Consider the following 26972-nt stretch of genomic DNA (forward strand, 5'->3'; position numbering starts at 1 on the left):
TCACAATCAATTGACTTGATTTACCGAGAGACATTTCAATTGCTTCTCAAATGCTGCCGCTGAAAGATGAGTCTTCACCCGAACCACTTCCTCTTTTCCCGGTATCAGCGTTACGTAATTCTGCTCAAAGAAACTTTCATCATCATCAACGAAAAGATAGAGTCCTCTGATCAATGCAGAAGAACGAAGCCGCAAATCAACTCCTTCATTGGTCTTCTCCACCGTTATAACAGGAGCTACCTTTGAATAAGCATATTGATTGGAATAGACCGGATAATAGATGTTCGAAGAAACCGTTTTACCATTTTCATTCAACGTCACATAAGTGAAAACTTCGTTCTCTTTCTTACCTCCATAAAGTTCCGTAGTTGTTATCGAAGCCACATCTTCACACCCATTAGCACCCAATTCAAGTGAAACTCTCTTTGAGAACACCGTCTGTCCCTCCAAGGTCAGAGTCGTTATCTCCAACTCTCCTTTCATCTTTTGCAAACGATCGGAAATGACTTTGAACACAACTTGTTTTCCGGAAGCATAAGGAGAAACCAATACCTCAGCATAAGCATCACGGGCATAATACTGTAAAGCCTTCCATCTGCCATAATAATCAATGCTCGACCACGAAGCTACCGGCCAGCAATCATTAATCTGCCAATAAAGTGTTCCCATACAGTAGGGTTTTGCACGACGATGAGCTTCAATTCCGATCTTCACCGCCTCCGCCTGCAAATACTGGCTCATATAAACAAATTCACTAAAATCATCAGGAACTTTAAAATATTTCTCCATATACATCTTCATCATATTATTCCCGAAATTCGGATCACGGGTCTGGTCATTGCGGGCACGCTGATGAGACAACATAACTTCCGAATCCAAACGCAAATCATGTTCACTTGCAAAACGACGGATGGTGCGCATCTCCGGATAAGACTGGAAACCATACTCACTCATAAAGCGACCTATGTTTTTAGCTTCCGTATATTCTTCAAGCCATCCTCCTTTCCAGACAGACCAGAAATGTACATCTCCCATATTATAATCTATATTATTATAACCGGTCACAGGAGATGTCGGGTGATAATACCTCGTTTCATCCACAGCCTGTATCGCTTCCGGAATTACGCCATAAAAGAGTTTATGCAGATTACTCTGATAAATTCTGTCTTCTTCGGGCGTATAACGATCTTTCCATCCCCATCCAAAATATGAAATCTCATTTTCATTGTTTCCATTCCAGAGTGCAATACAAGGATGATTACGCAAACGTTTCACATTGTCCTTCACTTCCTCGGCCACACTATTCAAATAATGCTCGTCAGCGGGGAACATGCCACAGGCAAACATCATATCCTGCCAGACAAGAATACCGTATTTGTCACACATCTCATAAAACGCATCCATCTCATAAATACCTCCGCCCCAAATACGCAACATATTCATATTCACATCAGCTGCCGACTTTATGATATATTCGTACCAACTTTCAGGCACCCTGTTCGGAAAATTATCCAAAGGAATATAATTGGCTCCTTTCATAAAGACCGCTTTTCCATTCAGTTTCACAAACATCGACTGCCCCTGTTCATCTTTTTCACGAACTATTTCCAATGTACGGATACCCGTCTTTACACGGTCTGTCACCTTATGTCCTTCTTTATCTAATACAATATCAAAATCATACATCCGGGGATTGCCTAATCCGTTAGTCCACCATAATTCAGGATTCTTCACTTCGAAGTCTACTCGTACCGTGTTCATCCCTTTAGTCAATGCTACTTGTTTACGAACAGCCTCTTTCTTATCATATTCCACCGTAAACGTTGCCTTCGTATCTTCATCACTCATCACCGTACAAACAGCCTCCATCTTCGCTTTTCCCGATTCCAGTTTCCGGGTAATAATTTGAGTCCCATCAATATGGATATCATCCCAGTATTCCAGATAAACATCTCTCCAAATACCGGTAGTAATCAAACGAGGACCCCAGTCCCACCCATAATTATATCCGGCTTTGCGGGCATAAAGGCTTAACATAATATCTGACTGATCATTATTAGGCCATGCCTGCAACTGGAAAGGAGATGCCAGGTACTTAGGCATATCCACCTTAAATATAGAATGGAAATAGATGCGGATAGTGTTCTCCCCTTTCTTCAAATAAGGAAGAGGATTCAAAGTCCATGTACGAAACATATTGTCACACTTCATCACCATATAATCATTGATATAAATATCGGCATACGTATCAAGTCCGGCAAAAACAAGCTGTACGTTGGGCGCTTGAAGCAGAGCCTCGTCTACAGTGAAAGTCTTTTTTATATTCCCAGTCCTTTTCTCCAATCCATTGCAGGGATTTCTCATTCACTCCGTAAAACGGGTCCTTTATCATACGATTATTCATCAAATCGGTATGTACGGCTCCGGGCACTTGTGCCGGGAGCCAATTTTGAGATATAGATTGCTTGAACTGCCATTCATCATTCAGACTGATCCGGCTTTTGTTTTTCGCCGTAACAGGTATCAAACAGGTAAATAACATAAGCAATAATATATATTGAATCTTTTTATGCATAATACAAATTAGTTTAATGATAAGTGATTGCTCAATCCAGGTCACTTTCTACCAGAATAGTACTCCGGAAATGAGTTGTATTTCCCGATTTCGGAACAATAAATGTAATCTTGGCAACCGCTGATTTATAACTCGTATCATCGCCCAACGAAGGTGATATATTATAATTTCCCGGTTTACCGCTTTCTTCTACGGCTTTAAAGTTGTCATCTTCAAACGTTATATTCGGACAAGAGAACTCACCTCCCCAGTCTTTTTGATTATAGAATTTGAATTGAACCCATTTACTGACAATGACAGTCTGCGAGTAAACTGTTTGGGTAGCATCTTCCGAAACCTTACGGAAAATAACCGCATTATTAAAATCCCAATCCGGATTATAGCTCCACAATTCCGGGCGACCGATTCCCCAACCATTCACAAACAAAACTTCCGGATAGGAAACATTAGTAGTCAACGGATTTTCCGCACTCTCTACAAAAACAAAGTTGAACATCGTATTCATATATAACGTCACATTACCTGTCTGCCCGATATACATCAACTTATCTCCTTCCAGTTTAAAGAAATCCGGATCAAACTTCAACGCATTGAGATCAATCAATTCTGTCCTCACTTCTTCACCGTTTGTCAAAGAAACATTCTGGGCACGAAGTGTATTATTTACAAAATCATTATCCGCCGCATTCTTCTTATACAGCATGAAGACAACATCATTTACCGTCATTTCCTTTTTCAGAGGTGAAATCTCAAAAGAAAAAGCATCGAATACCACCTCTCTCACTTTCTCTTCCGTACTCTGTGAATCACAAAGGGAAACCGGACGCGACGAAGCCAACTCACAAGTATTCGTACTGGCATCAAATCCCCATACCATTCCTTTCTTTTCCGGCTCGCTATATATAAACACATTTGTATTATTCGGCAAGTCTACAGTAGCCTTATATAAATAAGGAGTTAACGGATTACTTTCATCCCTTTGCAGCACAATTTCTTCCCCTGTTTCACCAACCACTACATATAATTGTGCAAAATCCGGCCTTTCCAATGGAATCTCGTAAGATTGTTCTGCTGTTTTCACATTTTTATTTGTAGCCACAACCTCCAGAGAAGCAAGTTGCTCGCCACACAAACGTCCGAACGGCACTTCGATTTCTTCTTCCACTTTCAATGTCTTTTGATTATTTCCCGGAAGAGTTTTGGAATAAAGCACCGCCTGATTGGCAACCAAACGTATTTCTACATGCGACAAGGCATCTGCATCCGTCACCTCCACGTTTAATTTTACCGACCCACCATATTGCAACTGTTCCTGATTCAAGGATAACTTTCCAATGACAGGTGCTTCGGCAGACGGATCGAAAAACATTTCATCCTGATTCTGGCAAGAAACAGCCAGTAACCCGATAAATATATAGAATGAAACAAGCTTATATAAATTCGTTTTCATATTTCTTCATTTAAAGATTAATAAAGGAAGAGGATTAATTATACCCCGGATTTTGAGTTAGGTTCGGATTACGATCCCTTTCTTCCTGTGGAATAGGCATCAGCAACATGTGTGCGGGAAATTTACCCGTAACAGTCGTTTGCTCTCCATCCACAATTTCCGACCACGTCAGACTTGACAGGGTGCTTTGAGCAATTCCATAACGTTTCAAATCAAAGAATCGCTCTCCTTCGTAAGCCAGTTCCAAGCGTCTTTCTTTCAAAAGGAGCCGGGTCAGTTCTTCTCTTGAACTGGCATTCAATTCCTGAAGTCCGACACGAGTACGAATCTTTTGCAAATTAGGTTCCGCTATTGCAGTTGCCGGACCGGACAAAGCATTGACTGCTTCTGCATGCAACAGAACAATATCAGCCAGACGGAAAATATAGATCAAGTCTCCGCAATCCCATCCTACCCGATTCTTTGCCCTGCACTTGTAAGGGAAAGGCAATGTACGGGTTTCCCATTGTCCATTCTTCAGTTGCGCATAATACTGGTCGAACCAAATATTATTAATGTCCTCAAAGATGACCGTAGAGTTTTTACGAACCTGATCTCCTTCGTCATCAAAAGCTTTCAGCAAACTTTGGGAAGGTGTCAGATATTTACGCCAATTCTGCTCTGTCATGGAAGGAGGCAATAGAAGAACAGGTACGTAATTATTTTCCGTACTGTTGGCAATATACTGTACAGCCAGAATCGTCTCACTATTATTACGATGTTCATCGTCAAACAGATGGTCATACGTATCCACCAATCGGTATACCGGCGAATTCATCACTGCTTCCGAATAGGTCTTCACCTTATCCCATTCTACATTGCCGGGTGCACCTTTCGTTGCATACACTTTTGCAAACAAAGCGTTAACCGCCCCTTTACTGGCAAATCCCCTGGTTTCAGCTTCCGTAGCACGCTTGTCCGGTAAACGGGTCAACGCAAATTCCAAATCTTCAATGATACGTGCATAAACTTCCTCTTCCGAATCGGCACGAGGCACTTGCACATCAGCCGGAGCAGTGCTTCCCGTAGTAGTCACAACAGGTACACATCCCCAAGTCTTTACTAAATTAAAATAATGCAACGCCCGCAAGAAGGAAGCTTCTCCAAGCATTTCTTCACGTTTACTCACTCCGGTAAAAGCTTCTGCGTCCAATAACGGATCATTAATTTGAGGTATATATTTCAAAGCTACATTACAACGCATAATACTTCCGTAAAGTGACTTCCATGATTTCATAACAACCGCATTACGGGGAGTCAGGTCGCGCAAGAACACATTATTGATATCCACATCATCACCGCCACTGTATGCATTATCCGCAAAACAGTCTGCAAGAATCATGTAATACCACATATAATATTCTTCATGCCCTTTCTGTATTCCGTCATAGCAACTGATAATCAGTGCTTCCGCATCTTTTATGGAAGTAAAAGCATTGGCTTCGGTCAGTTCTCCCTGTGGTGTTTCTGTCAGGAAACTATCACAGGAGGTCAGCCCTACATTGAGCAGCAAAGCTGCGGATATAAATATAGAATATATCTGTTTCATGTCTTTTTTAGATTTAATGAGTTGAACAATGCTCAAAATACAATAGTAGCTCCCAGAATATAAGTTCTCGCATGGGGGAAGACACCTTGGTCGATTCCCATAGCCGAAGAACTGCCCCCACCGATATTCACCTCAGGATCATAACCTCTGTAATTGGTAAAAGTCACCAGGTTATCTCCTGATATATAGACCGTCACTCTGTCCATCAACGCCTTCCGGGTCAACGAACGCGGCAAGGTATATGACAGTTTCACATTTTTCAGTTTAAAGTAAGATCCGTCTTCTACAAAACGGGAAGAAATAGCCGGATATTTATCTTTCTCCGCACGGGGAACAGTAGTGTAGTCTCCCGGATTACGCCAACGCATCAGGACACGGTCGGACTGGTTGCGGGAGTCGAACATTCCTTCGGTAAACATACGGGTGGCATTATAAATATCATTCCCGTATGAGCCCTGGAAGAAGAAAGACAGGTCAAAATTCTTATATGAAAAGACATTGTTGATGCCATACAGAAATTTCGGCTGTGCACAACCTAAGATCCGGCGGTCTTCATCTGCACTCAAATCTTCTTCATACACTAACATTCCGTTAGCCTTTTCGTACATCATACGTCCGTTTTGCGGGTTTACTCCTGCTGCCTGAAAACCATAAAAAGAACCTAAAGCCTGTCCTTTCTGAATGATAGACACATTTCCGGAGATTTTCTTATCAAGTGATCCGGTAAAGATAGCAGGACTTCCTGCCATATCTGTCACCTCATTCTTATTAGTAGAGATATTGAAATCTGTTGTCCATTTCAGCTCTCCGGTCAGGTTACGGGTAGTCAGTTGGAACTCCAGTCCTTTATTAACCACGCTACCTACATTCTGCATACCCGAATCAAATCCGGAAGTTTGAGGCAGTTTTACCATTAGTAACAAATCGGTTGTTTTCTTATAGTATGCATCGGCAGTCAGCGTTATTCTTCCATTAAGGAAAGAAAAGTCGAGTCCCACATTTGTCTGGGTAGTCCTCTCCCAACGTAGCTTATCATTACCTATCTGGCTCTGATAATATCCCGGTAGAATAACGCCATCCATATTATAATTCGCTCCTATTCCATAAATTCCATAGGAACTATAATAACCCACCTGGTCATTACCAACCTGTCCCCAGCCGACACGCAGTTTCAAATCACTCAACCAATCCAATGGTTTCATAAATTCCTCCCCAGTCAGTCTCCATCCCAAAGAGAAGGAAGGGAAATATCCCCAACGGTTGTTCACACCAAACTTGGAAGAACCGTCGGCACGGAAATTGACAGTGGCGAGGTACTTATTCTGGTAGTCATAGGTCACTCTCCCTAATACAGAAGCATTGGTAGATGCACCATAATCTTCACTGGGCTTGTTTAATACAGTTCCGGCGTTCATTGAATGTATTTTATTATCAGAGAATCCACGTATAGAACTGTTTGCCGATTCTCCCACATAACGGGAAGCTACAAACCCTGCCAAAGCCGAGAAACTGTGATCGCCTATCTTCTTGCTATAAGTCAGAATTTCTTCGTTGATCCATTTGTAATTTAACGAAGTGTTATAACTCGCTTGTCCCTGCTGGTTACGTCCCCAAGCTGAACTGAACGGGTCCAGAAATTCCTTGTACCGGGAAGCACCCATTTCGATACCCATACTTGTTTTTAACTTCAGATCCGGGGTAAAAGAAATCTCCGCATAGAGATTACCCAACAATTTATGATATACATAATCACGAGTATATGACTCTACCGCACTTAAAGGATTCTCCAAAGAAGACAGAAACGGTAGCGTAGGAAATGTTCCGTCCGCATTATATTTACCTACCACAGATGGAGTGGTGATGGCTTGCAGAATAACGGTCTCGGAATTTCCATCCGAAACATCGACATCATTGATCTTACTGTAACTTAGGTTCGTTCCGATCTTTACCCATTTTTTCAATTCCTGCTCCAGATTGATCTTAAAATTCATACGTTCAAACGAAGATGGTTTGACAATACCATCCTGTTTGATAAATCCGGCTGAAATGTAATAAAGGGATTTTTCGTTTCCACCGGAAATGGATAACTGATAATTCTGCATGGCCGCATTGCGAAACATTTCATCCTGCCAGTCGATATTGGCATTATACACGGATGTATCCATGGCCGGATATCCCAAATCGGAAAGTAAATCCTGATATTCATCTTTATTCAAGACATCTATTCTCTTGGCACGTTCCGAAAAGCCATAGTAAGCATTCAACTCAATTTGCGCTTCACCTTTCCGGCCTCTTTTGGTGGTAATCAGTACTACCCCATTTGCACCTGCATTTCCGTAGATTGCAGCAGAAGAAGCGTCTTTCAATACCGTAATACTTTCTATTTCGGAAGGGTTGATCGTTTTTGTGTCACTGGTCGGCACTCCATCCACCACATACAAAGGTTCGTTTCCTGCATTGATAGACGTAGCTCCCCGGACACGGATAGAGAAACCTTCATTCGGCTTTCCCGAAGGGGTGATAACTTGTACTCCCGGAGAACGTCCGGCAAGTGCCGAACCGAAATCATTCACGGGAATATTTTCTATATCTTTTGCCAGAACAGTAGATACAGCTCCCGTTATATCTTTCTTCTTCTGTACGCTATAGCCTACTACAACTACCTCATCCAGTTTCTTCACATCTTCCTCTAAAGTTACATTCAGCATCCGGTTGTCTCCGATTCTTTTCTCCTGGGACAGATAACCGAGAAAAGAGTATTGAAGTACTTGATTAGGATGATCGATTTTGATTTCGTACTTACCATCCATATTGGTCACCACTCCATTATTACTTCCTTTCACCATCACACTGACACCTATCATCGGTTCGCCGGAACTATCCGTAACTTGTCCTGTCACGTTTCTGGCAGTAGCCCCCTGTGTAGATTCTGCGTCTTTCTGCCTGATATTCTTGGAGATACGGACAGTTTTGTTATTGATATCGAAAGAGACATCCTGCCCCCGAAACAGATTATTCAGTACATCTTCGATCTTTTGTTGTTTGGCGTCTATTGAAACTTTTCTTTTGTATCAATATCCGGTGTTCGAAGAACAAACGTGTAGTTGTATCGCTTATTGATTGTTTCCAACGCCTCACCAATTGTCTTATTTTTGAGACTAAGCGTGATAAGTTCTCCATTATTCTGCGCCAATACCGGATTCGTCCAGATAAATAGCGCCAATAGAATTGGTAAAAGATTGCTAAATAGCTCTCTAAAATGAGCCGGTTTTTCATGATATTTCATACCTTTGGCAATGATCTAAGTTAATAATTAATTTTGTTAACTGATTTCCAAAACGGGAAAGTGTCGCAACCACTTTCTCGTTTATTTTTTTATTTGTTTATCCATCCATTCCGCACATGTATTTTAAGGTTAATAACTAGGTTGTCTATCTCGTCTTTCTTGAAATTTCAATAATATCCTGATCTCGCTTGATACATAATTCATTGTCTATATTCAATGCTTCGAGCATCTCATCCAAAGAAAGTCCCTGGGCAAATGTGACAAAGAAAATTTCTTTGAGTAGCGCTTTATCCCTTATCACAATCTGAACATTGAACAGACGTTGAAGTTCCGTTATAATCTCTTGCAGTGTCTTGTCTCTGAATGTATACTGTCCGTTTCGCCAGGATTGATACCCATCGACGTCAAACTTTTCAAGTTTAACTTGTTTTTTATCCAGTATGGCTTTCTCACCCGGAACAAGGAAAATATCATGCTGATTTAAATCTCCTTTTACCAACAAAGAAATACTTCCTTCAAGCAGTGTGGCTTCCGTGCCTTTATCTTCCGTATAAGAACGTACATTAAATCTTGTTCCATGTACTTTGATGCTTAAATCTTTTGTATCTACAATAAAAGGACGTTCCGGATCTTTTGTCACTTCCAGAAAGGTTTCTCCGCTAACAAATATCTGGCGAACTTGGGTAAACCGTTCGGGATAGATAATATGTGTACCGGAATTCAGCCAGACTTTACTCTGGTCGGGCAAAACAACTTCTTTCTTTTGCCCATATTCGGCATAGACTTCTATCCAGTTGACTTGTGATTCCTTATTATCCAGATATAGATAAAGAGTAGCTCCCAATAAAGGAATAAACAGAATAGCTGCAACACGTATCAGATAATGTATTGTTCTCGTGAATGTACTTTTTTGAGGAGACGGAGCTACTCCGCCAATAGCTTCACAGACCTTCACAAAAGCAGAAGAGGTCATTTCCCGGTCACAGGCTACTTGAGACGATTCTTTCCAAATTTCTTGCAATTCCTGATCGAATTCCGGTTTAGACTCATTCTCTATGAACCATCGTCCAAATGCACTTGAAGTGATATCCTTCTTCAAGTTATAGAAATAGTCTTTCAATATTCCGGGAGGTAAGAGTTTCATTTTTCTTCGTATTATCTGGTTATATCTGATATACGGAAGCTATGAAAAGTACACCCAATGCTTTTTCGACTTTAACATTTATAAACCATTAATTGAAGGATAGAGGTGTAACAGAAAGTAGTATGGCAGAGCGGAAAAATTAAAATCAAAGTGAAAGAATAAACAAAGCAGCAATCCAATAAAGAAACCCTCCCAGTTTTTCACGAAGTATGTGCAATGCTATATTCAGATGGCGTTCTACCGTGCGTTTGGATATTCCTAGTTCAGAGGCTATCTCATCATTAGACAATCCTTGCAAACGACTCATTACAAATACTGCACGACGCTGCGGCGGCATATTATCCACCTCTTTCATTACCAGTTCTTTAATATGAGACAGATCATAAATACTTTCTATCATTTCATCTGTATGATCGCTATCCTTCAGATAAGAGATGCTTTCCAAGGGTTCTGAAATAACTAAAGAACGGAAATAATCTGTTATCTCATTCTTTGTGATGGAATACAAATAGTTGTTAAACTTCCGCTCGCAATCAATCAGTTCTCTTTTTGTCCAGACCTTGATAAATACATTTTGGGCTATATCGTCGGCAACAAAAGAATCTTTCACTATCCCCAATGTGAAGAAACGCACTTGAGAATAGTAACGATCGAAAAGAAGTTTAAAAGCATTTATATCTCCGGAAATCATTCGAGAGATAATATGACTCTCATTTTTCATAAACAGTTAGTGCAATATTGCAGATTTTATTGTCTCATACTTCCCAACATTTCCATCCCTTATTAGCACAAATGTACACCACATATGTCCGCACATTATAATTGGGAAACTTTTTCTTAGTGTCTTCACCGTATCTTTTCACCTGTTCCACATGCTCGGGAAGAGGCTCGGAAAGTGCAAGCATCTTTTCAGCTTCCTTCATACGATAGTATTTAAATTCAACCACACGATCATCCATATAGTAATCCGTACCGGGAATACCGGTCATTTCAAAGTCTGATCGGCCTACTGAATTATTCTGTTCGATGGCAAAGGTATAACAACTACTTAAATAACGTGACACTAGTTCGTAGAAAGAACACCGGATAAAGTTTTCATTGATCTTATCAAAAACTTGTGCTGGAAATTGTCCCAAATATTGTTCGAAATAATTCTGAACGAGTGGTTCCAGGCTTCGATTGGAATCATAGTGCCGATACACAGGGACATAACGTTGTGCATTACCTTCTATTTTGTTCAGTTGATTATAGTAGTCCATGTATACACTACGCATCGTCATATTGGGCAATGTTGTCACAAATTTATCCCTCAACGTTGTCATTCCCAAATAAAACAAACTAATGGGATAAAACTCTTTATCAAAAAACTTTTTCTTATTAAACTTACTGGCAAGATCAGCCACATTATAAGGCAGTTCATCGTCAATTACCAATGCATCCAACATCGCTTTCGCATTATCCAGCGAAAGAGTCAACCGACGAATCCAATGAATGTCAGTACGTAGATTTTCATCTACCAACTCGTCCGGAATACTGCCGGCATTGGCTGCAAATTTCTTGAAGAAGTAAGTAAGGATAGTGGCATTGAATAACCGATCTCCATTGGGACGGAAACGGTAGCCATCGTAGTTGCTTACAATTAGTTGCCAGATTTCGTCAAAACGCTCCTGTCCCGTAGAGTATTTATCCAGTACATAACGTAGATATGTTTCTGTTTCTTCGTATGTAAACCCAAGCATATTCAGGAAATTAGGCTCAAGAGTCAATATCTCTGCAATATTATATCCACTGGTCAAATCATCCATAGTGACGGGCAGCACACCTGTACAAAAACAAGTACGGATACTTCCTTCCCCGATACCAGCTTTTATCACCTTGAAGAAAGTGCGCAAAAAACTGTCATTCGTGGTCACTTTCTCATAAAGCGGGTCATTGTAGGCTGTAAGCAGTTGATTAGTGAAGTTATCATATTCATCAATCAATATATAAACTTTGGGAAATTCATGAGAACGGGCATAACTTAGTACTTCTTCCAACATTTTAGAAGCGTCTCCCCGAGTGGTAAACTGAAAGTCACCGAACAAATCTCTGTTATGCTCTACCATCACATCTACCGGACCACAGTTCAAATCATTAAAATTTTGAGCCAATCCTTCAATAGTATCCGCCATCACCATTTTTGAAAAATCGTAGCGAATAATCATATAACGGTTATGTTCTTTTGTCGGATGATTACCAATCCAAGTTCCTCCAAACAGTTCGTCAAACCGATGCGCTTTCGTACGGTCATAATAGCAAGCTAGAGTAGAGACTAACAAACTTTTCCCAAAGCGACGGGGACGCAGAAATACAGGAGCCTTATAATCTTCAAGCTTAGTTATATATTGGGTCTTATCTACGTAATAGAAACCACGTTCACGCATTTCTATGAAATCTGCTACTGCATAAGGAATTGTTATTCTTGCCATAATCCTACTGTTTTTTCTATAGACAAACAAAGGTACAAAATTGTTAGCAATAACAAGAAGAAATCTTTGAATTGATTATTATTGCTCTTGTTGCCAGACATAAAACACGGTTCTTCCAGCTCCACGTTTACGAAGAATCCCTTTCTCAATGAAAGTATTCAAATCATCTATTGCTTTCAGCCGGGAAAGTCCGGTCAGGCTACTATATTCCAATCGGGTAATACCACCATTTTTCTTTAGAAATTCCTGTAAAAGCTGCTGGCGTTGCTCCATAGGAAATTCCACTTTTTGAGAAGAGTGTCTGGATTTATCCACACGTTCCAACTCTATCTCACGTTTAATCTTCCTTTTGAACTCTTTGGAAGTGCGCAAATGCACGTTATCAAAACAGATTGATTCGGCACGAATCTCCCGTTTAGTCATTACTTTATGCGTACATTTCAAAGAGATGCTGAAATGCCCGAGTTCGCCAAGTTCTACGATATATCCCTCTGCTAACGTTTCGGCAAGTTCATCCAATACAACTCCTACTACCGCATCTATCACGTTATAGTTAAAAGTCTGGGAAGAACGAGATACACGTTCCAGGAATTCTTTTTTCGAGTAAGTTCCATTTGGAACGATACGGGCATGCAAAGGCTTTTGTTCTCCGGTACTATCAGGATCCGGTGTTTCATACAAATCATATTGAGCACTCATAAGTATATCTTTTTATTAGTTCATACATTTATTACTTTCACTGCGTATATTTAATCGTCTGTTCATTGAACTTTAATCTTCAGTTCATATAAAAATAATCGTCTGACAGCTGTATCTTTTTCGTCTGACAGTTGTCAGACGGAAAGATAACAGTTGTCAGACGAAAGTTCAACAGCTGTCAGACGATTAATCTATCGCATGCAAAGGTATAACTTTATGCGATACGACCTTTAAATCTTAGGAGGAAAAAGACAATTCCTCCCAAGAATTTAATCACCTAACAGTAATTTAGTCACAGCGGCAGTATTCAATGCCCATTCACGAGTATATATCTCGTCCGCTTCCGGAATATCAACTAACTTCAATCCCTGTGCCTGCGCTTTGACAGTCAACAGTTCACCGACAGTTGTTTTCGCTTCCAGTTTATCCAGATACTTTTCGATGGTCTGTGTATCCAAAGAAAGAATCGTCTGTCCACCAAAAGGTATTTCCAGCCAAACGATTTCCCGTTCTTTCACTTTCAGAACTCCGAAAACAAGTCCTTTCTGCAAACTTTTGGAAATACGTACCTGATGTTGCACGCAAGAAGGATCGTAAGCTACTCCTGTTCTTTCCGATATCTTCATTGGATAGGCAGAGTTCATCCAACCTACCACCAGATTAGGAGAGATAGTCCCGTTGCTATATGCATTGCAAGTGAAAGCGACATATTCTGCACCTACACGGTTCAGTTCATTCAAATCCAGCTCGATATATTCGGCAGTACCTTTCTTATTAGGAATACTTCGGATATCCCCGCTATGTTTAGCACCAATAGCCTGCAAGTTGAAGTAAGAACAAACTTCTGTTGTGGAAGGCAAAGCAATATGACAACTCAAGTCCATATCAAGATGCTGTGCCGGAAGCCCTTTTCCCCACTGCATAAACAACCGCACTTTATCCCCCTCTACCGGAAAACGTGTTCCCTGCAAAGCACAGGAAGTATCCTGAATTGTTTCGCTACGATCGCCGATAGACAACGGGATATGGAACAACATAGGGTCAATATACATACTTTTGTTTTCACTTCCGGCAGCTACACCGGCGAAACGGGCAGCTACGACTTCCTTACACAAATCCTGTACATCCTTCACCATCGCTTTTAGCTGATCCTCCATATACAGACCCACCAAATAGTGTGGTTCTATCAAAAGAGCATTCCCCCCTAAAGGTTTCACCATTCTCTTACGTCCCGGTTCAAAGTAGCTCTCCGCATACATACCCAAAGTAACGACCAAACGTGCCGGCAACAAATGAACCACTTCTTTAAATGCAGCCAACGTCTCTTCCGCTCCGAACCAAAGCATATTCGCAAATAAAGAACGTGCAAACATACCCGGTCGCTGCTTTAACAAAGCAAATGTCTGTTCCGCATCCGCTTTCAAACGGTTGCGCTCCACTTCTCCCTGCCAAACGGTATATGCCTGGCGGTAGAATATATCCATCAATTCCTTCAAATTTCCGAATTCCGGCTTACGGGCATATTCCGCCAGACGCAACGCACGTATCATACGTACCCACATCTCTCTTTTCGGATGCATGATTTCGCAAGCCTTCTCCGGAGCCATTGTCAAGTTGTTCAACCAAAGAGCTACCATTTTACATTCACGACGCGTATATTTCAACTTCAACTCCTCACGCTTCGCTTGGGCTGCCGAACGACTTTTATCCAAAACTCCACATATATGTGTGTTGTTTCTACCAGTTTTACGGATAATAGTCTTAGGTTCTATGATTTGCAGGAATCCGGTTTTCTTATACCACAGATAACGCAATATATCATTCGGAGTAGAGAAATAGATTTGCGCTTCCTGCGCTCTATCCTGCTCCACCAATGTATCTATCACCAACATCAATGTCTCCTTCATTTTGATTCCGACTGCCGGTAACGGAAGTTCGCCAAGCATTATTTTCAAGCTATCTGCTTGTGTGGCATCAAGAGCCGTACGCGATTCAAGCAAGTCACAGAAAAAAGCATTCAGCTCCTTGTCCTGCCAAAGTTCCAGCACTTTCAGTTTACTTCCCTGTCCGAAGTATTCCGTAGTAGCCGTTTGGAACGGGGTTCCGCAGAACGGACAACCATTGTATCGTTCCATAGGGAATGTATTATCAGGGATCACGTGTCCGCAAGGTAGTTTAACGCCTTTCTGGCTATTAAACAGGTTAGCGATCCATGTAACCAGATGATCCAAACGCGTTTCTCCGGTAGGTACATCCCACCCTTTCACCAATGGAGCCCAGTTTAGCGTCACACCCAATGCTTCTTTCATCACCTGAAGAATCATCATCTGTTGAGCCGGATATAACTGATTAACGGCATGCAGCAGTTCTTCGGACAAGCTATATCCTACTTTACGGAGTTGGGCTACCAATGCAATGGTAGTCGAAGTCAACTCTTCCTGCTTTTTCTCTTCTTCTATCAAAGGCAAATAGATGGCATTCTGCCTGATAGACACTTTCAACAAATCTTTATTCATAACTTTGTTTTTTTAAGTAAGGTAATCGGAAGACTGTGAATCAATGGAGCATTCCTGCGGTTTTGAAGTAAGTCTTCCTTGACCTTAGTTGATAAAAAGAGGTAGAACAGGCCGGATTCGAACCAGCGTTATCCACCGTTAAGAAGTAAGCCCCGGTTGACCTCATTTCAGATAATCCCGAAGCTGCTGTCCTACCTCTATATATTTTTTTGTGGAGCAGGTCGGAGTCGAACCGACGACGGTCACGGGATAGGAGTAAATCTTAATTGACCTTTTTCATCAGGATAATCTCAAGATTAAAGATGATGCTCTACCCACTGAGCTACTGCCCCTTTGCGAAACAGGAAAACGGATAATCGTATGAGTGATTTCCATACCTTAAATGAGTTGTTGAAGTAACCCGTACTTGACCTGTTTTCTTGTTTCTTCGACAAAGATAGATGCAGTGGTGCGCAGCCTTTTTGCGCAGCTAAAACTTTTTTGCTCTTTTGAAGAAAAAAATAAATTCCAATACCTGCATCGTTTAAATAGAAATCAGCGATTTGCCTTACGATTCTTTACTTCTTCTACAAGTTTTGTAAAGGACTTCTCCTTTTTACGTTTCTCATGTTCGGAAGCAGAAAAGTACCACGCTTCCCGGCGAAGTTTCAGATAGCTTGCATAAACTTTATAGTCTAATACACCGCTATTGACTGCTTCTAAAACAGCACAACCCGGTTCGTTGATATGCTTACAATCTTTGAAACGGCACGATTCTGCATAGTCAGAGATTTCAAGTACTTCGGCCAGTGAATCCGGATTGTCGATAACCAAGCCAAATTCACGCACACCCGGAGTATCGATTAAAACACCCGAATCATTCATCAATACCATTTCCCGACGGGTTGATGTATGCCGGCCTTTTCCTGTGGACAGGCTTATATCGGAGGTAAGCAACACAGATTTTTCACAGAGTGCATTTACCAGAGAACTTTTCCCGACACCCGAAGAACCGACAAATACAACAGTTTCTCCTTCTGATATGGATTCCCGCAGCCGGAGAATCGTTTGGGGTTGATGAATACTCGTAAAAAATACGGGTATCTGATTGGAGATATGCTTTATTTGTTCTTCAACACTCTGCCTGTCAAAATCTAAATCGGATTTATTAAGTACCAATACAGGCTTGATATTTTCTTCCAATACCTGAACCATAAAACGTTCTACTCTGCGGACATTGAAATTATCGTCAAGGCTCTGCACAATAAATGCTTTATCGACGTAAGAAGCAATGGCCTGCTTATCGGCAACTGTACCGCTTTTCTTGCGATACAATGTCCGCTCACGAGGCAGCATATCGACAATAATCCCTTTATTCTCATCAAATGGTTGAAAAAGCACCCAATCACCCGTACAGGGTAATTCAGCATCAGATTTCCCATACATCATGTTTCCCGTGAGTTCACACTGAAACAATCCGTTTTCGGAAACGACCTCGTAGCAGGTACGGTGTACTATGGATATACGTCCATGAGAAAGAGTGCTGTAGAGTGATTCTTGTTTTAGTCGGCTTAGTTTATCATTCCAGCCATACCAGTTTAAATTAACGTCGAATTTGTGAATTGTTTGATTTTCGTTATTCATGATCTTAATGTATACAGCGCACACGTTACAAAGCACCACGATGCTTTTAGCACCCTTGTACGCAAGTTAAAAATTGAAATTATAAAGACATAAAGAGTACTCCCGAAAGGAATCATCCGAGAGCAAACGAAAGGACAATCTGTATCAGCAACACAGATTGTTTACTAAACCAAATCCGATTTATTATTTCTTGTCATGCGACAAAGATAGACTATTTTTATTTAATGGCAAAACGAGCCGTCATTTCATACCGTAGCTTGATAACCCGGTACTGCTCGGTAGCTGCCGTACCCATGCTTACATTGCTCTGCGCCTCGAAAGGAAGATAACGGCTTATGTTATTATCGGCAGGCTCGATGATACGAATCACTTCACCCAACTGCTGCCCCATCGCTTCCACCAGATAAGATGCTTTCTCACGGGCAGCCTTCAGTGCTTCAATCTTACCCTGTTTCCGATACATTGGCAAATCCTTATGTTTGAGTTCTCCGATGCGCATGGACTCAATTCCCCACGTATTGACCGAACGAATAATAGAGTTAATCTGCTCAAAATCCGTAAGCCGGATATCCAATTGCTTACCTATCAGAAATTCCTTTCCTCTCTGGCGCCAATAATCTCCTATTTCCTGTGTGCGGATAGCATCATCCGTTATTCCAATTTTGCGCAAACTTTTACGCAAATCTTTCTCTATCATTGCCAATGGCACTTTCGTCCGGAAATCTTCTTCTTTTTTGATTTACCGGTGTATTCTTCTTGCCAATACTCCTTAATCTGAATCAGAAAATGAATCTCATCCGGAACGACTTCTATTTCAGAAGAACCGGTCACTTCAACGTATCGTCCATCACTTTCCTGTGCATTCACAACGATACTCCAAGCAAACAAAATAAAAGCGAATAAACATACCTTTTTCATATCTTCAATCTTAATAGTACAACCTCTTTTACAGAATGCGAATGATCATTTCACAAAGCTATTAAAAAAAACTGTAAAACCGATTTTATCCCAAGAAATCAATCAGGCTTTTTCGATCTATCAAAATAGTATCGCCATTCTTTACCTTACACTTGGAAGATGTTTTGCCGGAAAGTAAAGAAATATACCCTTTTTCAAACAGCAGCTTCAAGCGGGTACTGGAAAGAGGAAGACATCTTTTTATCAACGAAGATAATTTAAGGTTCAAGTCGAAATCACATTTGACTCGGATACTTATGATCTCACTACTCATATTCAGGATATCTTCTAAAGAGACGGTATTTATCACTTCATATTCAACACTGTCATAATCTAATTGAAGATTATTCCTGCTTGCCACTCCGGCAGAAAAAGCATATTGCCAGGCAACTTCCCTGTCATTCATAGAAAAGCTGTGAAAGAGCTTCTTATCAATCAAGTCGGTTTTTGTTCGTGATAACAGAGTCATATTACAAGTGTTATCACATTTCACACATCTATAAATCAGCCAGACATCAATGTTTTTCTTCTGTGCATTCATCCTGAACTTATCACTGCAATAAAAGCGGTCACTATCACAGTGACTGCATTTCTTAATTAATAAGGGGCAATTCTTCACCCTTATTTCCCATGTAAATGTTGTTTCCATAACTATACAAAAGCGATTATCTTTCTTTGTGAATCAATTATATTTCTCCGCAAAGTTGGAGATTAGCCATTTGTATAATTCACAAGATGTCACAAGACGCCCTGAAATTTATCTGTCAAGCTCATCCATCATCTTTATAATCTGTTCTTTCAACTTATCCAGAAATTGGGTCCTGCTTTTCTTTCTATTCCTGATTTCCAAGAATATACGATAAAAGTCACCTATCTCGATATTAAACAGTGTTTCGCAACAAAAAGCAATGTCTTTCAAACTCGTATTTCCATTATTAAAGCATTTACCTGCATACAAAGCGTAGATAAACTCAACCAAAGCCACTTTACTGTCCGTCCATTGCAACAGCTTACTGTCTACAATGAAAGTAAATTTAAGATGAAGTTTCTCTGTCAGTTGCTCTATTTCCTCCGATACATATTCTATCAAACGATTATTCGCCAGAATTTCTGCAACACTCGAATCATGCAAGGTGGTAAAAGAAATATCTCTATCCAGTAGATGGCAATGTATATCAGAAAGAATATCATAATTCTCCCGAATAAAATAGTGGTTATCAAACTCTGTCCGACCGGCACGATAATATTCATAAAAGCTATTATTCGAAAATGTTTTTTGCAGGTTCTCCAATTCAATCTTCAGATATCTGCATTGGGAGGACAGAGATTTGCCGATACGATTCTTTTCAATCTGATACAAACGGACATAAAACATCAACAGACCGGAAATCTGCGGTTTCGATACTTTAAAGAAAAGAATCTCTTCTTCAGCATTTCGAAACTGATATCCGGCAACTGCTGTTTTCAGCGAAGTCAGTGAAACCTGTAGGACACCAATGATCTGCCTGATTCTATCCAAAGGATCAACCGACTGTAGCTCGATCCTTTTTATTTCTTCTTCTATGTTCAGCTTACTATTTCTTACGAAATTTTCCATTCATTCTCAACGCATCCACCACTCCCATCTGATTACTATGAACCGGACTGAAAGCTTGAATAGCTAAATTGCATCAGTCTTGAAAAACGATGCAGTGAATAATAAAAATGATAAAATGAAAAACCTGTTCAAGTATAGAACTACTCAAACGAAAGAAATTAGCCTGTGGTTTATGAGGCTAATAGTAAGCGATAACAAATTTAAGAATTGTGCCCAAAATCATTGCTTTTAGAATTCAGATGCAAATATAATAGTTTTTTCAGGATGGCATGAAGTTTATATGAAATTTTGAAATAAGCTCACCAGAAGTATAGAAAAATAGTATCTTTGCCTTCGGCTTTTCACAGATACTGTGAGAAAGTGATTCTTTTAATCATATAAATAAAAAAGACTATGATCAGATTAAATGTTTTTGTTCGTGTAAACGAATCCAACCGCGAAGAAGCGATAAAAGCGGCAAAAGAACTGACTGCCTGTTCTTTAAAAGAAGAAGGATGCATTGCTTATGATACTTTCGAAAGCAGCACGCGTCCTGACGTTTTCATGATTTGCGAAACTTGGCAGAATGCCGAAGTATTGGCAGCACACGAAAAATCTCCTCATTTCGCTCAATATGTAGGTATCATTCAGAAATTGGCTGAAATGAAATTAGAGAGATTCGAATTCTAAATGAATTACGAAGGTGTGTCATAATGAATAATAAAACGCAGATTAACGCAAATTATCGCAGAAATAATTTTATAAGTCGTCGATTAATACATCAATACAATTGAAATAATCTGCGATAATCTGCGTTTTGACACACTCTCATTAAATCAATCCGGTATTCCTTATCTTTCCGAGTAAAATTAGTCGAGTTTCTTATGGATAAATGTTCCTTCAATCCAATAAGTTGCGTGATTCGATTCAAATTTCAACAAGACATAGCCGGGATCAGCGGGGCCACCGGGAAAATGATCGATAAACCAGTCCTGCCAAAGTTCCTGCTTCCATCTTTTCGTCGGTTACAACTTCCACTTTCCCCGTTAACGCCACGCTGTCTCCTTTATCCTGAAAGCATAATCCTGCTTTCGGATTCGATAAGAAGTCTATTGTTTTTAGTGAATCTGCCCCGGTAGACATCCAGATAGTGGCAATTCCTTCTGCCAGGATTTTACTCATCGGTACAGGACGGGGATAACCTTCTTTATTCACAGAAGCAAGGGTAACTACTTCACATCTTTGCAACAATTCTGCTGCTTTCTCTTTCATTGTTTTTGTGGTCATAAACTGATTGTTTTTTATTAACCTTGCAAAGGTAACGGCATATCTTCACATTCTATTGTAAAAAAGCGACTTTTACCAATCTATCTCTGTGGCTCGATATAAGTAAGTGTGGTTTCTTGCGGAACTGTAAGGGAAAGAAAAGACGCAGGAGTATTGCCGGACATCGACTTAATCTCTTTTGAAAAATGCGCTAAATCATAATATCCTGCATCAACCGCCGTAGTCAACAGGTTGGCTGATGTCGTGGTTCTCAATAATTCCACAGCATTCTTAAATTTGACAATACGGCTGTATTCTTTAGGAGTAAATCCGGTATAATGCCTGAACTTCCTCTCAAAATGACGCTGACACAAACAGACGTCATCCATCAAGCTGCGAACTGAACGTTTTCCTCCGGAATGATTAATCATGTTCACTGCCATAGCGACGTGCGAATCAGCAGGCTGATAATGGCGCGCCAAATATGCCAGCAAATATTCCTCCACTACTCGTATTCGATCTGCCACATGCTTCTGCTCACCTAATTTTTCAATAAAAGTGTCATCAAAAACAGCCTTCATCTCATTAACACTGATTCTGCTATTCACAAACTCGTGCAAAGGCAGGTTTGTAAAGCAAGACAGACCACAAGGTAAAAAACGAACGCCAAACATATGAACGGATTCAGCATAAGTGACAAGTTCGGAGTACTTCGTCATGGGTCCTACGAAATAGGAACGATAAGGTTGCATAATCAGACTTCCTTCTTCAACAGCATTAGCCACCTCTCCCAGCGTAAATATAAAATCGGTACAACCGTCCGGCAGAATATGGATGCGCATACCATAATCCGGATTGCCCTTAAACTCCCAATAGTTATCAATGTAGGGAACAAGTAAATGAGAAGGCTGATATTCTGTATACATGGATATATTTTACAGACAAATATAAAGAGAATAAATTCTAATTCATACATTTGTATTCCAAAACAATAAAATAAAATGAGGAATTTTGCAGCTATAGACTTTGAAACAGCCAACGGCAAACGTACCAGTGTATGCAGTGTGGGAGTTGTCATTGTAAGGGAAGGGAAAATAACGAATAAAATCTATCGCCTGATCCGTCCCCGCCCTAATTATTATACTCAATGGACAACAGCTGTCCATGGCTTAACTTATGACGACACGATGGAAGCTGATGAATTTCCGGAAGTATGGGCGGAAATCAAACCGTTGATAGACGGTCTGCCACTTGTAGCGCACAACAGTCCTTTTGACGAAGGTTGCCTTCGGGCAGTTCACGAACTGTGGGAGATGACTTACCCTAATTACAAATTTCACTGCACATGCCGCGCTTCGAGAAAGGTATTCGGAAAAGAATTACCCAATCATCAATTACATACGGTAGCTGCCCGGTGCGGATATGACTTAACGAACCATCATCACGCATTAGCAGACGCCGAAGCTTGTGCACAAATAGCTTTACTTATTATTCCCGAACCCCAAAAAGCAAAAAAAGCGAAGAAAACCGACAAAGATACACATGTGAGAGATTTATTTGCTTCACTCATTCCTCAACCGATGAAAAAAAACAAATAAAAAACACTACAACTACTATTTCAATCAATAATAGCCGTAGTGTTTTATGATAAAATACTAATTATATATTTCTACTTATAGAATAGATTTTGCAATACCCATTTCCAATCCACGAAGTTCTGCCAATCCGCGAAGACGGCCCAGACAAGAATATCCCGGATTGGTTTTCTTCTTCAAGTCATCAATCATCTGATGACCGTGGTCAGGACGCATAGCGATAGAGCATTTGCGACGTTGTTGCAAAAGAATAAGAGCTTTCATTACACTGTACATATCTACATTCCCTTCCAGATGATTGGCTTCGTAGAAGTTTCCTTCTTCGTCACGCTGCGTACTACGCAAATGTACGAAGTTGACACGGTCGCCGAAACGTTCCATCATACCGGCAAGGTCATTGTCAGCACGTACACCGAAAGAGCCTGTACACAAGCAAAGGCCGTTAGATTCATTAGGTACGGCTTCAATCAATTTTCTGAAATCTTCTTCCGTACTCAAAATGCGTGGCAAGCCCAAGATAGTATAAGGAGGATCGTCCGGATGAATCACTAGTTTTACTCCTACTTCATCGGCAACAGGAGCTATTTCTTTCAAGAAGAAAATCAAGTTGGAACGAAGCTTCTCGGCATCGATATCATTATAACGGTCCAATGCCTCCTGGAATTGTTCTACAGTAAAGCTTTCTTCCGATCCCGGAAGTCCGGCAATCATGTTACGAACCAACAATTTCTTGTCGTCTTCGCTCATTTGCTCGAAACGGGCTTTCGCTTTGGCAATTTCTTCCGGAGTGTAGTCTTTTTCAGCATTCGGACGTTTCAAGATGAAAAGGTCGAAAGCTACAAAAGCTGCCTTTTCAAAACGGAGTGCTTTAGAGCCATCCGGCATTGTATAGGCAAGGTCTGTACGGGTCCAGTCCAATACAGGCATGAAGTTATAAGTAACTACCATTACGCCACACTTCGCCAGATTACGGATGCTTTCCTTATAGTTTTCAATATATTTCATGAAGTCACCCGTCTGCGTCTTGATATGTTCGTGTACAGGTACACTTTCTACCACAGACCATGTCAGACCCACTTCCTCAATCATTTGCTTACGCTTCATGATCTCTTCTACTGTCCACACTTCACCATTTGGAATGTGATGAAGAGCATTTACTATACCTGTAGCGCCTGCCTGCTTAATATCCCACAAGCTAACCGGGTCGTTAGGACCATACCAGCGCCAAGTTTGTTCACATAAATACATATTATTAAATTAAAAATTAAAAGTTAAAAATTAAAAGCTGAAAGCCAAGAGTTGATAGCCAGTATGCAGACACTGCACAGCTAATTTTCAATTTATTAAATTGAGAATGCATCAAATCCACCGTCGATAACAGCTACTGTACCTGTTACGAAGTTAGAAGCATCGCTAATCAGATAATGGATTGTTCCATAAAGGTCTTCCGGTTCACCGAAACGGTTGAATGGAGTATGAGCGAGAATGGTCTTTGAACGGTCAGTCAGAGAACCATCCGGATTAGTCAATAGCGTACGGTTCTGATCGGTCAGGAAGAATCCCGGAGCGATGGCATTTACACGCAGACCGTTACCGAATTTCAAAGCCAGTTCACCGGCCATATATTTAGTAAAGTTGGCAATGGCTGCTTTTGCCGCACCATAACCTACCACACGGGTCAATGGACGAAGAGCCGATTCTGAACAGAAGTTTACAATAGAACCTTTCTTCTGTTCCACCATAATTTCTGCAAATACCATTGTAGGCAATACTGTACCGAAAAGGTTCAGATCCACCACTTTCTTGAATGCATCAATCTGCAAATCGAAGAAAGTCTTATCCGGAGCGATAGTTGCACCTGCCATGTTACCTCCGGCAGCGTTCAATAATACATCAATACGGCCATAAGCCTTCATGATTTCTATCTTGTTACCTTCCAGCACTTCCTTATCCATCACATCCGTGTAAAGGAACATGGCTTCATTTCCTTCGGCTTTGATACTGTCTACCAATGCTTTTCCTGCCTCTTCACTCCTGTCGAGCACAACCACTTTTGCACCTTCCTTTGCGAGATACGCAGCAATACCCTTACCTAAAATACCAGCTCCACCGGTAATAACAACTACTTTGCCTTTTACGTTAAATAATTCATTCATGGTTCTTACAAATTTATATGTTTATAATTTATTGTTCAGATAATATTTCAGATTCTCTTTAAGGAGAATATCGATAGGCATCAAATTCACCTTTTCACTGTTCTGTTTAAATAACAGATGATTGCACAATGATTTAACACCCTCATATCCCTGACGCTCCGGACGCTGTGCAATCAATGCGGTTATCACACCTTCGGAAAGTAACTGTGTATTTCTCCCGATAAGGTCATAACCAACCAGTTTGACAGACTGCATTCCTCTCGCTTTCAGATAATTCCCTAAGATATAGCAAGTTGAATTAAAAATAACAGCCCCATTTATGTTTGGATTAGCTTCAAAGATTTCATCCAGCTTCATGAAGTTATACACTGAATCATTTATTTTCAGTTCCACTTCGTGCAGATTTCCATTGAATCCTGTTTGCGTGAGATAATGGCAAAAACCTTCCCGCCTGTTCTTTCCCTGATTAGAGTCATTCTTCCCACTATGAATAATTCGCGCCATCAATATATCGGAAGACGAAGAAAGCCGGTCCATCAATAATCTGGCAGCAATCACTCCGGCATCATAAGACTCCGTTCCGAAATAAGCCAGTTGATGTTGCCCTCCAATGTTGGAGTCAACATATACATAAGGTATTTCATTCCTGTCAAGTTCCTGCGAAAGCCGGATAACAGAATCCGTAAACAGAGTCGCAATCAGTACCCCATCCACTTTCTCATGCAGCAGATTGCGGATGATATCATCAAAAGTCTTGTTATTATATTGATCGAAAAAGAGTTTGGTAATGGTGATGTTATACGATTCCATTTCCGACGCCGCTTTATCTATACCTTCGGAAATAGCTTCCCAATACTCTCCCTGAACAAAAGAAGGAGTAATTGCAAGGAGATGATATTGCTTTTTGGAGGCTGCCAATGAACGTGCCATTAGATTGGGCTGGTAATGTACCATTTCCAGAATCGCCTGTACCTTTTTCCTATTTTCTTCAGATACCCTTCCACGATTATGGATGACACGATCTACCGTGCCAACAGAGACACCTGCCATCTTGGCAATGTCTACAATCCGAATATTTGAAAACTCTTTATCCATCTATTGATAAGTATCTTGTTTTTCATCGGCAAAAGTAAAATGAATTATTGAATTAAGCAACAGTGTGTGCGCACACACATAATACACAATAAAGAATATATTATTAATAATCAATAATTTAACTACAACATTCAGGAAGTATACATGTTGTTAAACATAAGAAAAAGTAAAGATAGTATAGAGAAAAAAGCACTTATCAGATGAGAAATCAGAAAAAAAGTAGCTTTTTATTCTTGAAGGAAGTGAAAATAATGGGGAATATACACCAATATGTGTTCGAGCACACATTATTCAGATAATGACTGATGAGACTAGAAATAAAAGATTATACATATATAAAACAAAACAGGTAACCGATTCTATTTAAAACGATTACCCGTTTTGGAGGGCTTATTTCCCCCACTTATCTTTTGCTTTTCCGGCCACTTTATCGGCTTCTTCCGCTACTTTATCAGCAATTTCCGCACCGGTTTCTACTGCTTTAAGTCCAAGATCCACTGCTTTTCTTTCAGCATGAGCAGCAGCTATTTCAGCATCACGACCTATGCGATGGATAGCATTATAAATTTCACTTTCTAATTGTTTTGCTTTTGCTGTACGTGAAAGACGATAAGCTACTGCGCCGAGGATTGACCCAATTCCAAGTCCAATCCAGAAATTCCCATGTCTACATTCCATAATTAAGTTCTGTTTTTAGGATTAAAAATAAATTATATATCTATTTAGATTTCGAGAATAAGGAAGCAATCCACAATACAAGGATAGCTCCTACGGTGGAAGTTATCAAACTTCCGATCAGCCCTGAAGCTGCCAGTCCGAAAAGGGCAAATACCCAACCGCCCAGTACACCTCCAAGAATACCAAGTAATAAGTTTATAACAAGACCAAAACCTCCGCCGCGCATTATTTTACCTGCGAGGAATCCAGCCACAATACCAATAATGATATACCAAATAAAGCTCATATAATCCTCCTTTT

At 40.4% G+C, this 26972-nt stretch carries 22 protein-coding genes and 2 pseudogenes; 2 read left to right on the forward strand and 22 right to left on the reverse strand.

What is annotated here, in order from left to right; all coding sequences use genetic code 11:
• Positions 1–6: 6 nt before the first annotated feature.
• The 15 genes and pseudogenes from NXX38_RS22535 to NXX38_RS22605 all read right to left on the reverse strand — a co-directional run bounded on the left by NXX38_RS22535 (position 7) and on the right by NXX38_RS22605 (position 19903).
• Positions 7–2343 carry a glycoside hydrolase family 2 protein gene (locus tag NXX38_RS22535; RefSeq protein WP_258981216.1) on the reverse strand — a complete coding sequence of 779 codons (2337 nt, stop codon included), beginning with the start codon at positions 2341–2343 and terminating at the stop codon, positions 7–9.
• Complete coding sequence (locus NXX38_RS22540; protein WP_258981217.1) at positions 2249–2575, reverse strand: glycosyl hydrolase 2 galactose-binding domain-containing protein; 327 nt, start codon at positions 2573–2575, stop codon at positions 2249–2251. Before NXX38_RS22540 ends, NXX38_RS22535 begins: the two co-directional genes overlap by 95 nt.
• Before the next feature lie 31 nt (positions 2576–2606).
• A complete protein-coding gene (locus tag NXX38_RS22545) occupies positions 2607–4025 on the reverse strand; it encodes a DUF5121 domain-containing protein (protein WP_258981219.1) in 1419 nt (472 codons plus the stop codon).
• Positions 4026–4059: 34 nt separating this feature from the next.
• Positions 4060–5613 carry a RagB/SusD family nutrient uptake outer membrane protein gene (locus NXX38_RS22550; protein ID WP_122135917.1) on the reverse strand — a complete coding sequence of 518 codons (1554 nt, stop codon included), beginning with the start codon at positions 5611–5613 and terminating at the stop codon, positions 4060–4062.
• Between the two features lie 32 nt (positions 5614–5645).
• Entirely contained in the window at positions 5646–8513 is a 2868-nt protein-coding gene (locus NXX38_RS22555; protein ID WP_258981222.1) for a TonB-dependent receptor, read from the reverse strand.
• Between the two features lie 149 nt (positions 8514–8662).
• Positions 8663–8899, reverse strand: a complete 237-nt coding sequence (locus tag NXX38_RS22560) for a hypothetical protein (protein WP_258981223.1) — start codon at positions 8897–8899, stop codon at positions 8663–8665.
• A 145-nt stretch (positions 8900–9044) separates the two neighbouring features.
• Complete coding sequence (locus NXX38_RS22565) at positions 9045–10043, reverse strand: FecR family protein (RefSeq protein WP_148364916.1); 999 nt, start codon at positions 10041–10043, stop codon at positions 9045–9047.
• Between the two features lie 145 nt (positions 10044–10188).
• Positions 10189–10764: an RNA polymerase sigma-70 factor gene (locus NXX38_RS22570; protein WP_258981224.1), complete on the reverse strand. Its 576-nt coding sequence runs from the start codon at positions 10762–10764 to the stop codon at positions 10189–10191.
• A 34-nt stretch (positions 10765–10798) separates the two neighbouring features.
• Positions 10799–12511: an ATP-binding protein gene (locus NXX38_RS22575; protein WP_258981225.1), complete on the reverse strand. Its 1713-nt coding sequence runs from the start codon at positions 12509–12511 to the stop codon at positions 10799–10801.
• 78 nt (positions 12512–12589) lie between these two features.
• Entirely contained in the window at positions 12590–13210 is a 621-nt protein-coding gene (locus NXX38_RS22580; RefSeq protein ID WP_258981226.1) for a DNA-binding protein, read from the reverse strand.
• 269 nt (positions 13211–13479) lie between these two features.
• The gene (locus NXX38_RS22585) at positions 13480–15726 is read right to left on the reverse strand and encodes a hypothetical protein (protein ID WP_258981228.1); all 2247 of its coding nucleotides are present in this window, start codon (positions 15724–15726) and stop codon (positions 13480–13482) included.
• Between the two features lie 534 nt (positions 15727–16260).
• Positions 16261–17349: a ribosome small subunit-dependent GTPase A gene (rsgA, locus tag NXX38_RS22590; protein WP_258981229.1), complete on the reverse strand. Its 1089-nt coding sequence runs from the start codon at positions 17347–17349 to the stop codon at positions 16261–16263.
• Between the two features lie 217 nt (positions 17350–17566).
• Positions 17567–18267 (reverse strand): annotated as a pseudogene (locus NXX38_RS22595) (SIMPL domain-containing protein).
• 85 nt (positions 18268–18352) lie between these two features.
• Complete coding sequence (locus NXX38_RS22600) at positions 18353–18955, reverse strand: DUF1062 domain-containing protein (protein ID WP_148364909.1); 603 nt, start codon at positions 18953–18955, stop codon at positions 18353–18355.
• A 108-nt stretch (positions 18956–19063) separates the two neighbouring features.
• Complete coding sequence (locus tag NXX38_RS22605; RefSeq protein WP_258981230.1) at positions 19064–19903, reverse strand: RteC domain-containing protein; 840 nt, start codon at positions 19901–19903, stop codon at positions 19064–19066.
• A 393-nt stretch (positions 19904–20296) separates the two neighbouring features.
• On the opposite strand from NXX38_RS22605, the gene NXX38_RS22610 reads away from it, so the two are divergent.
• On the forward strand, positions 20297–20572 hold the full coding sequence (locus NXX38_RS22610) for a putative quinol monooxygenase (RefSeq protein ID WP_148364907.1): 276 nt from the start codon (positions 20297–20299) through the stop codon (positions 20570–20572).
• A 179-nt stretch (positions 20573–20751) separates the two neighbouring features.
• Here the strand turns inward: NXX38_RS22610 and NXX38_RS22615 are convergent.
• Both NXX38_RS22615 and NXX38_RS22620 read right to left on the reverse strand, forming a co-directional pair.
• A pseudogene (locus tag NXX38_RS22615) lies at positions 20752–21169 on the reverse strand (pyridoxamine 5'-phosphate oxidase family protein).
• A gap of 80 nt (positions 21170–21249) precedes the next feature.
• The gene (locus NXX38_RS22620; protein ID WP_258981231.1) at positions 21250–22074 is read right to left on the reverse strand and encodes a helix-turn-helix domain-containing protein; all 825 of its coding nucleotides are present in this window, start codon (positions 22072–22074) and stop codon (positions 21250–21252) included.
• A 75-nt stretch (positions 22075–22149) separates the two neighbouring features.
• Here NXX38_RS22620 and NXX38_RS22625 point away from each other — a divergent pair, with 75 nt between their 5' ends.
• A complete protein-coding gene (locus tag NXX38_RS22625) occupies positions 22150–22746 on the forward strand; it encodes a 3'-5' exonuclease (RefSeq protein ID WP_148364904.1) in 597 nt (198 codons plus the stop codon).
• Between the two features lie 75 nt (positions 22747–22821).
• Here the strand turns inward: NXX38_RS22625 and uxuA are convergent, their stop codons facing one another.
• The 5 genes from uxuA to NXX38_RS22650 form a co-directional block, all read right to left on the reverse strand.
• Positions 22822–23991, reverse strand: coding sequence for a mannonate dehydratase (gene uxuA, locus NXX38_RS22630; protein ID WP_148364903.1), 1170 nt, complete (start codon positions 23989–23991; stop codon positions 22822–22824).
• Between the two features lie 95 nt (positions 23992–24086).
• Positions 24087–24899, reverse strand: coding sequence for an SDR family oxidoreductase (locus NXX38_RS22635; protein WP_195649477.1), 813 nt, complete (start codon positions 24897–24899; stop codon positions 24087–24089).
• A gap of 21 nt (positions 24900–24920) precedes the next feature.
• Positions 24921–25994, reverse strand: a complete 1074-nt coding sequence (locus tag NXX38_RS22640) for a substrate-binding domain-containing protein (protein ID WP_258981233.1) — start codon at positions 25992–25994, stop codon at positions 24921–24923.
• Between the two features lie 390 nt (positions 25995–26384).
• Positions 26385–26672, reverse strand: a complete 288-nt coding sequence (locus tag NXX38_RS22645; RefSeq protein ID WP_148364900.1) for a YtxH domain-containing protein — start codon at positions 26670–26672, stop codon at positions 26385–26387.
• Between the two features lie 40 nt (positions 26673–26712).
• A complete protein-coding gene (locus tag NXX38_RS22650) occupies positions 26713–26958 on the reverse strand; it encodes a GlsB/YeaQ/YmgE family stress response membrane protein (RefSeq protein WP_005678015.1) in 246 nt (81 codons plus the stop codon).
• Positions 26959–26972 lie beyond the last annotated feature (14 nt).

This window comes from Bacteroides sp. BFG-637 (assembly GCF_024793605.1).
Taxonomy (GTDB): Bacteria; Bacteroidota; Bacteroidia; order Bacteroidales; family Bacteroidaceae; genus Bacteroides; species Bacteroides vicugnae.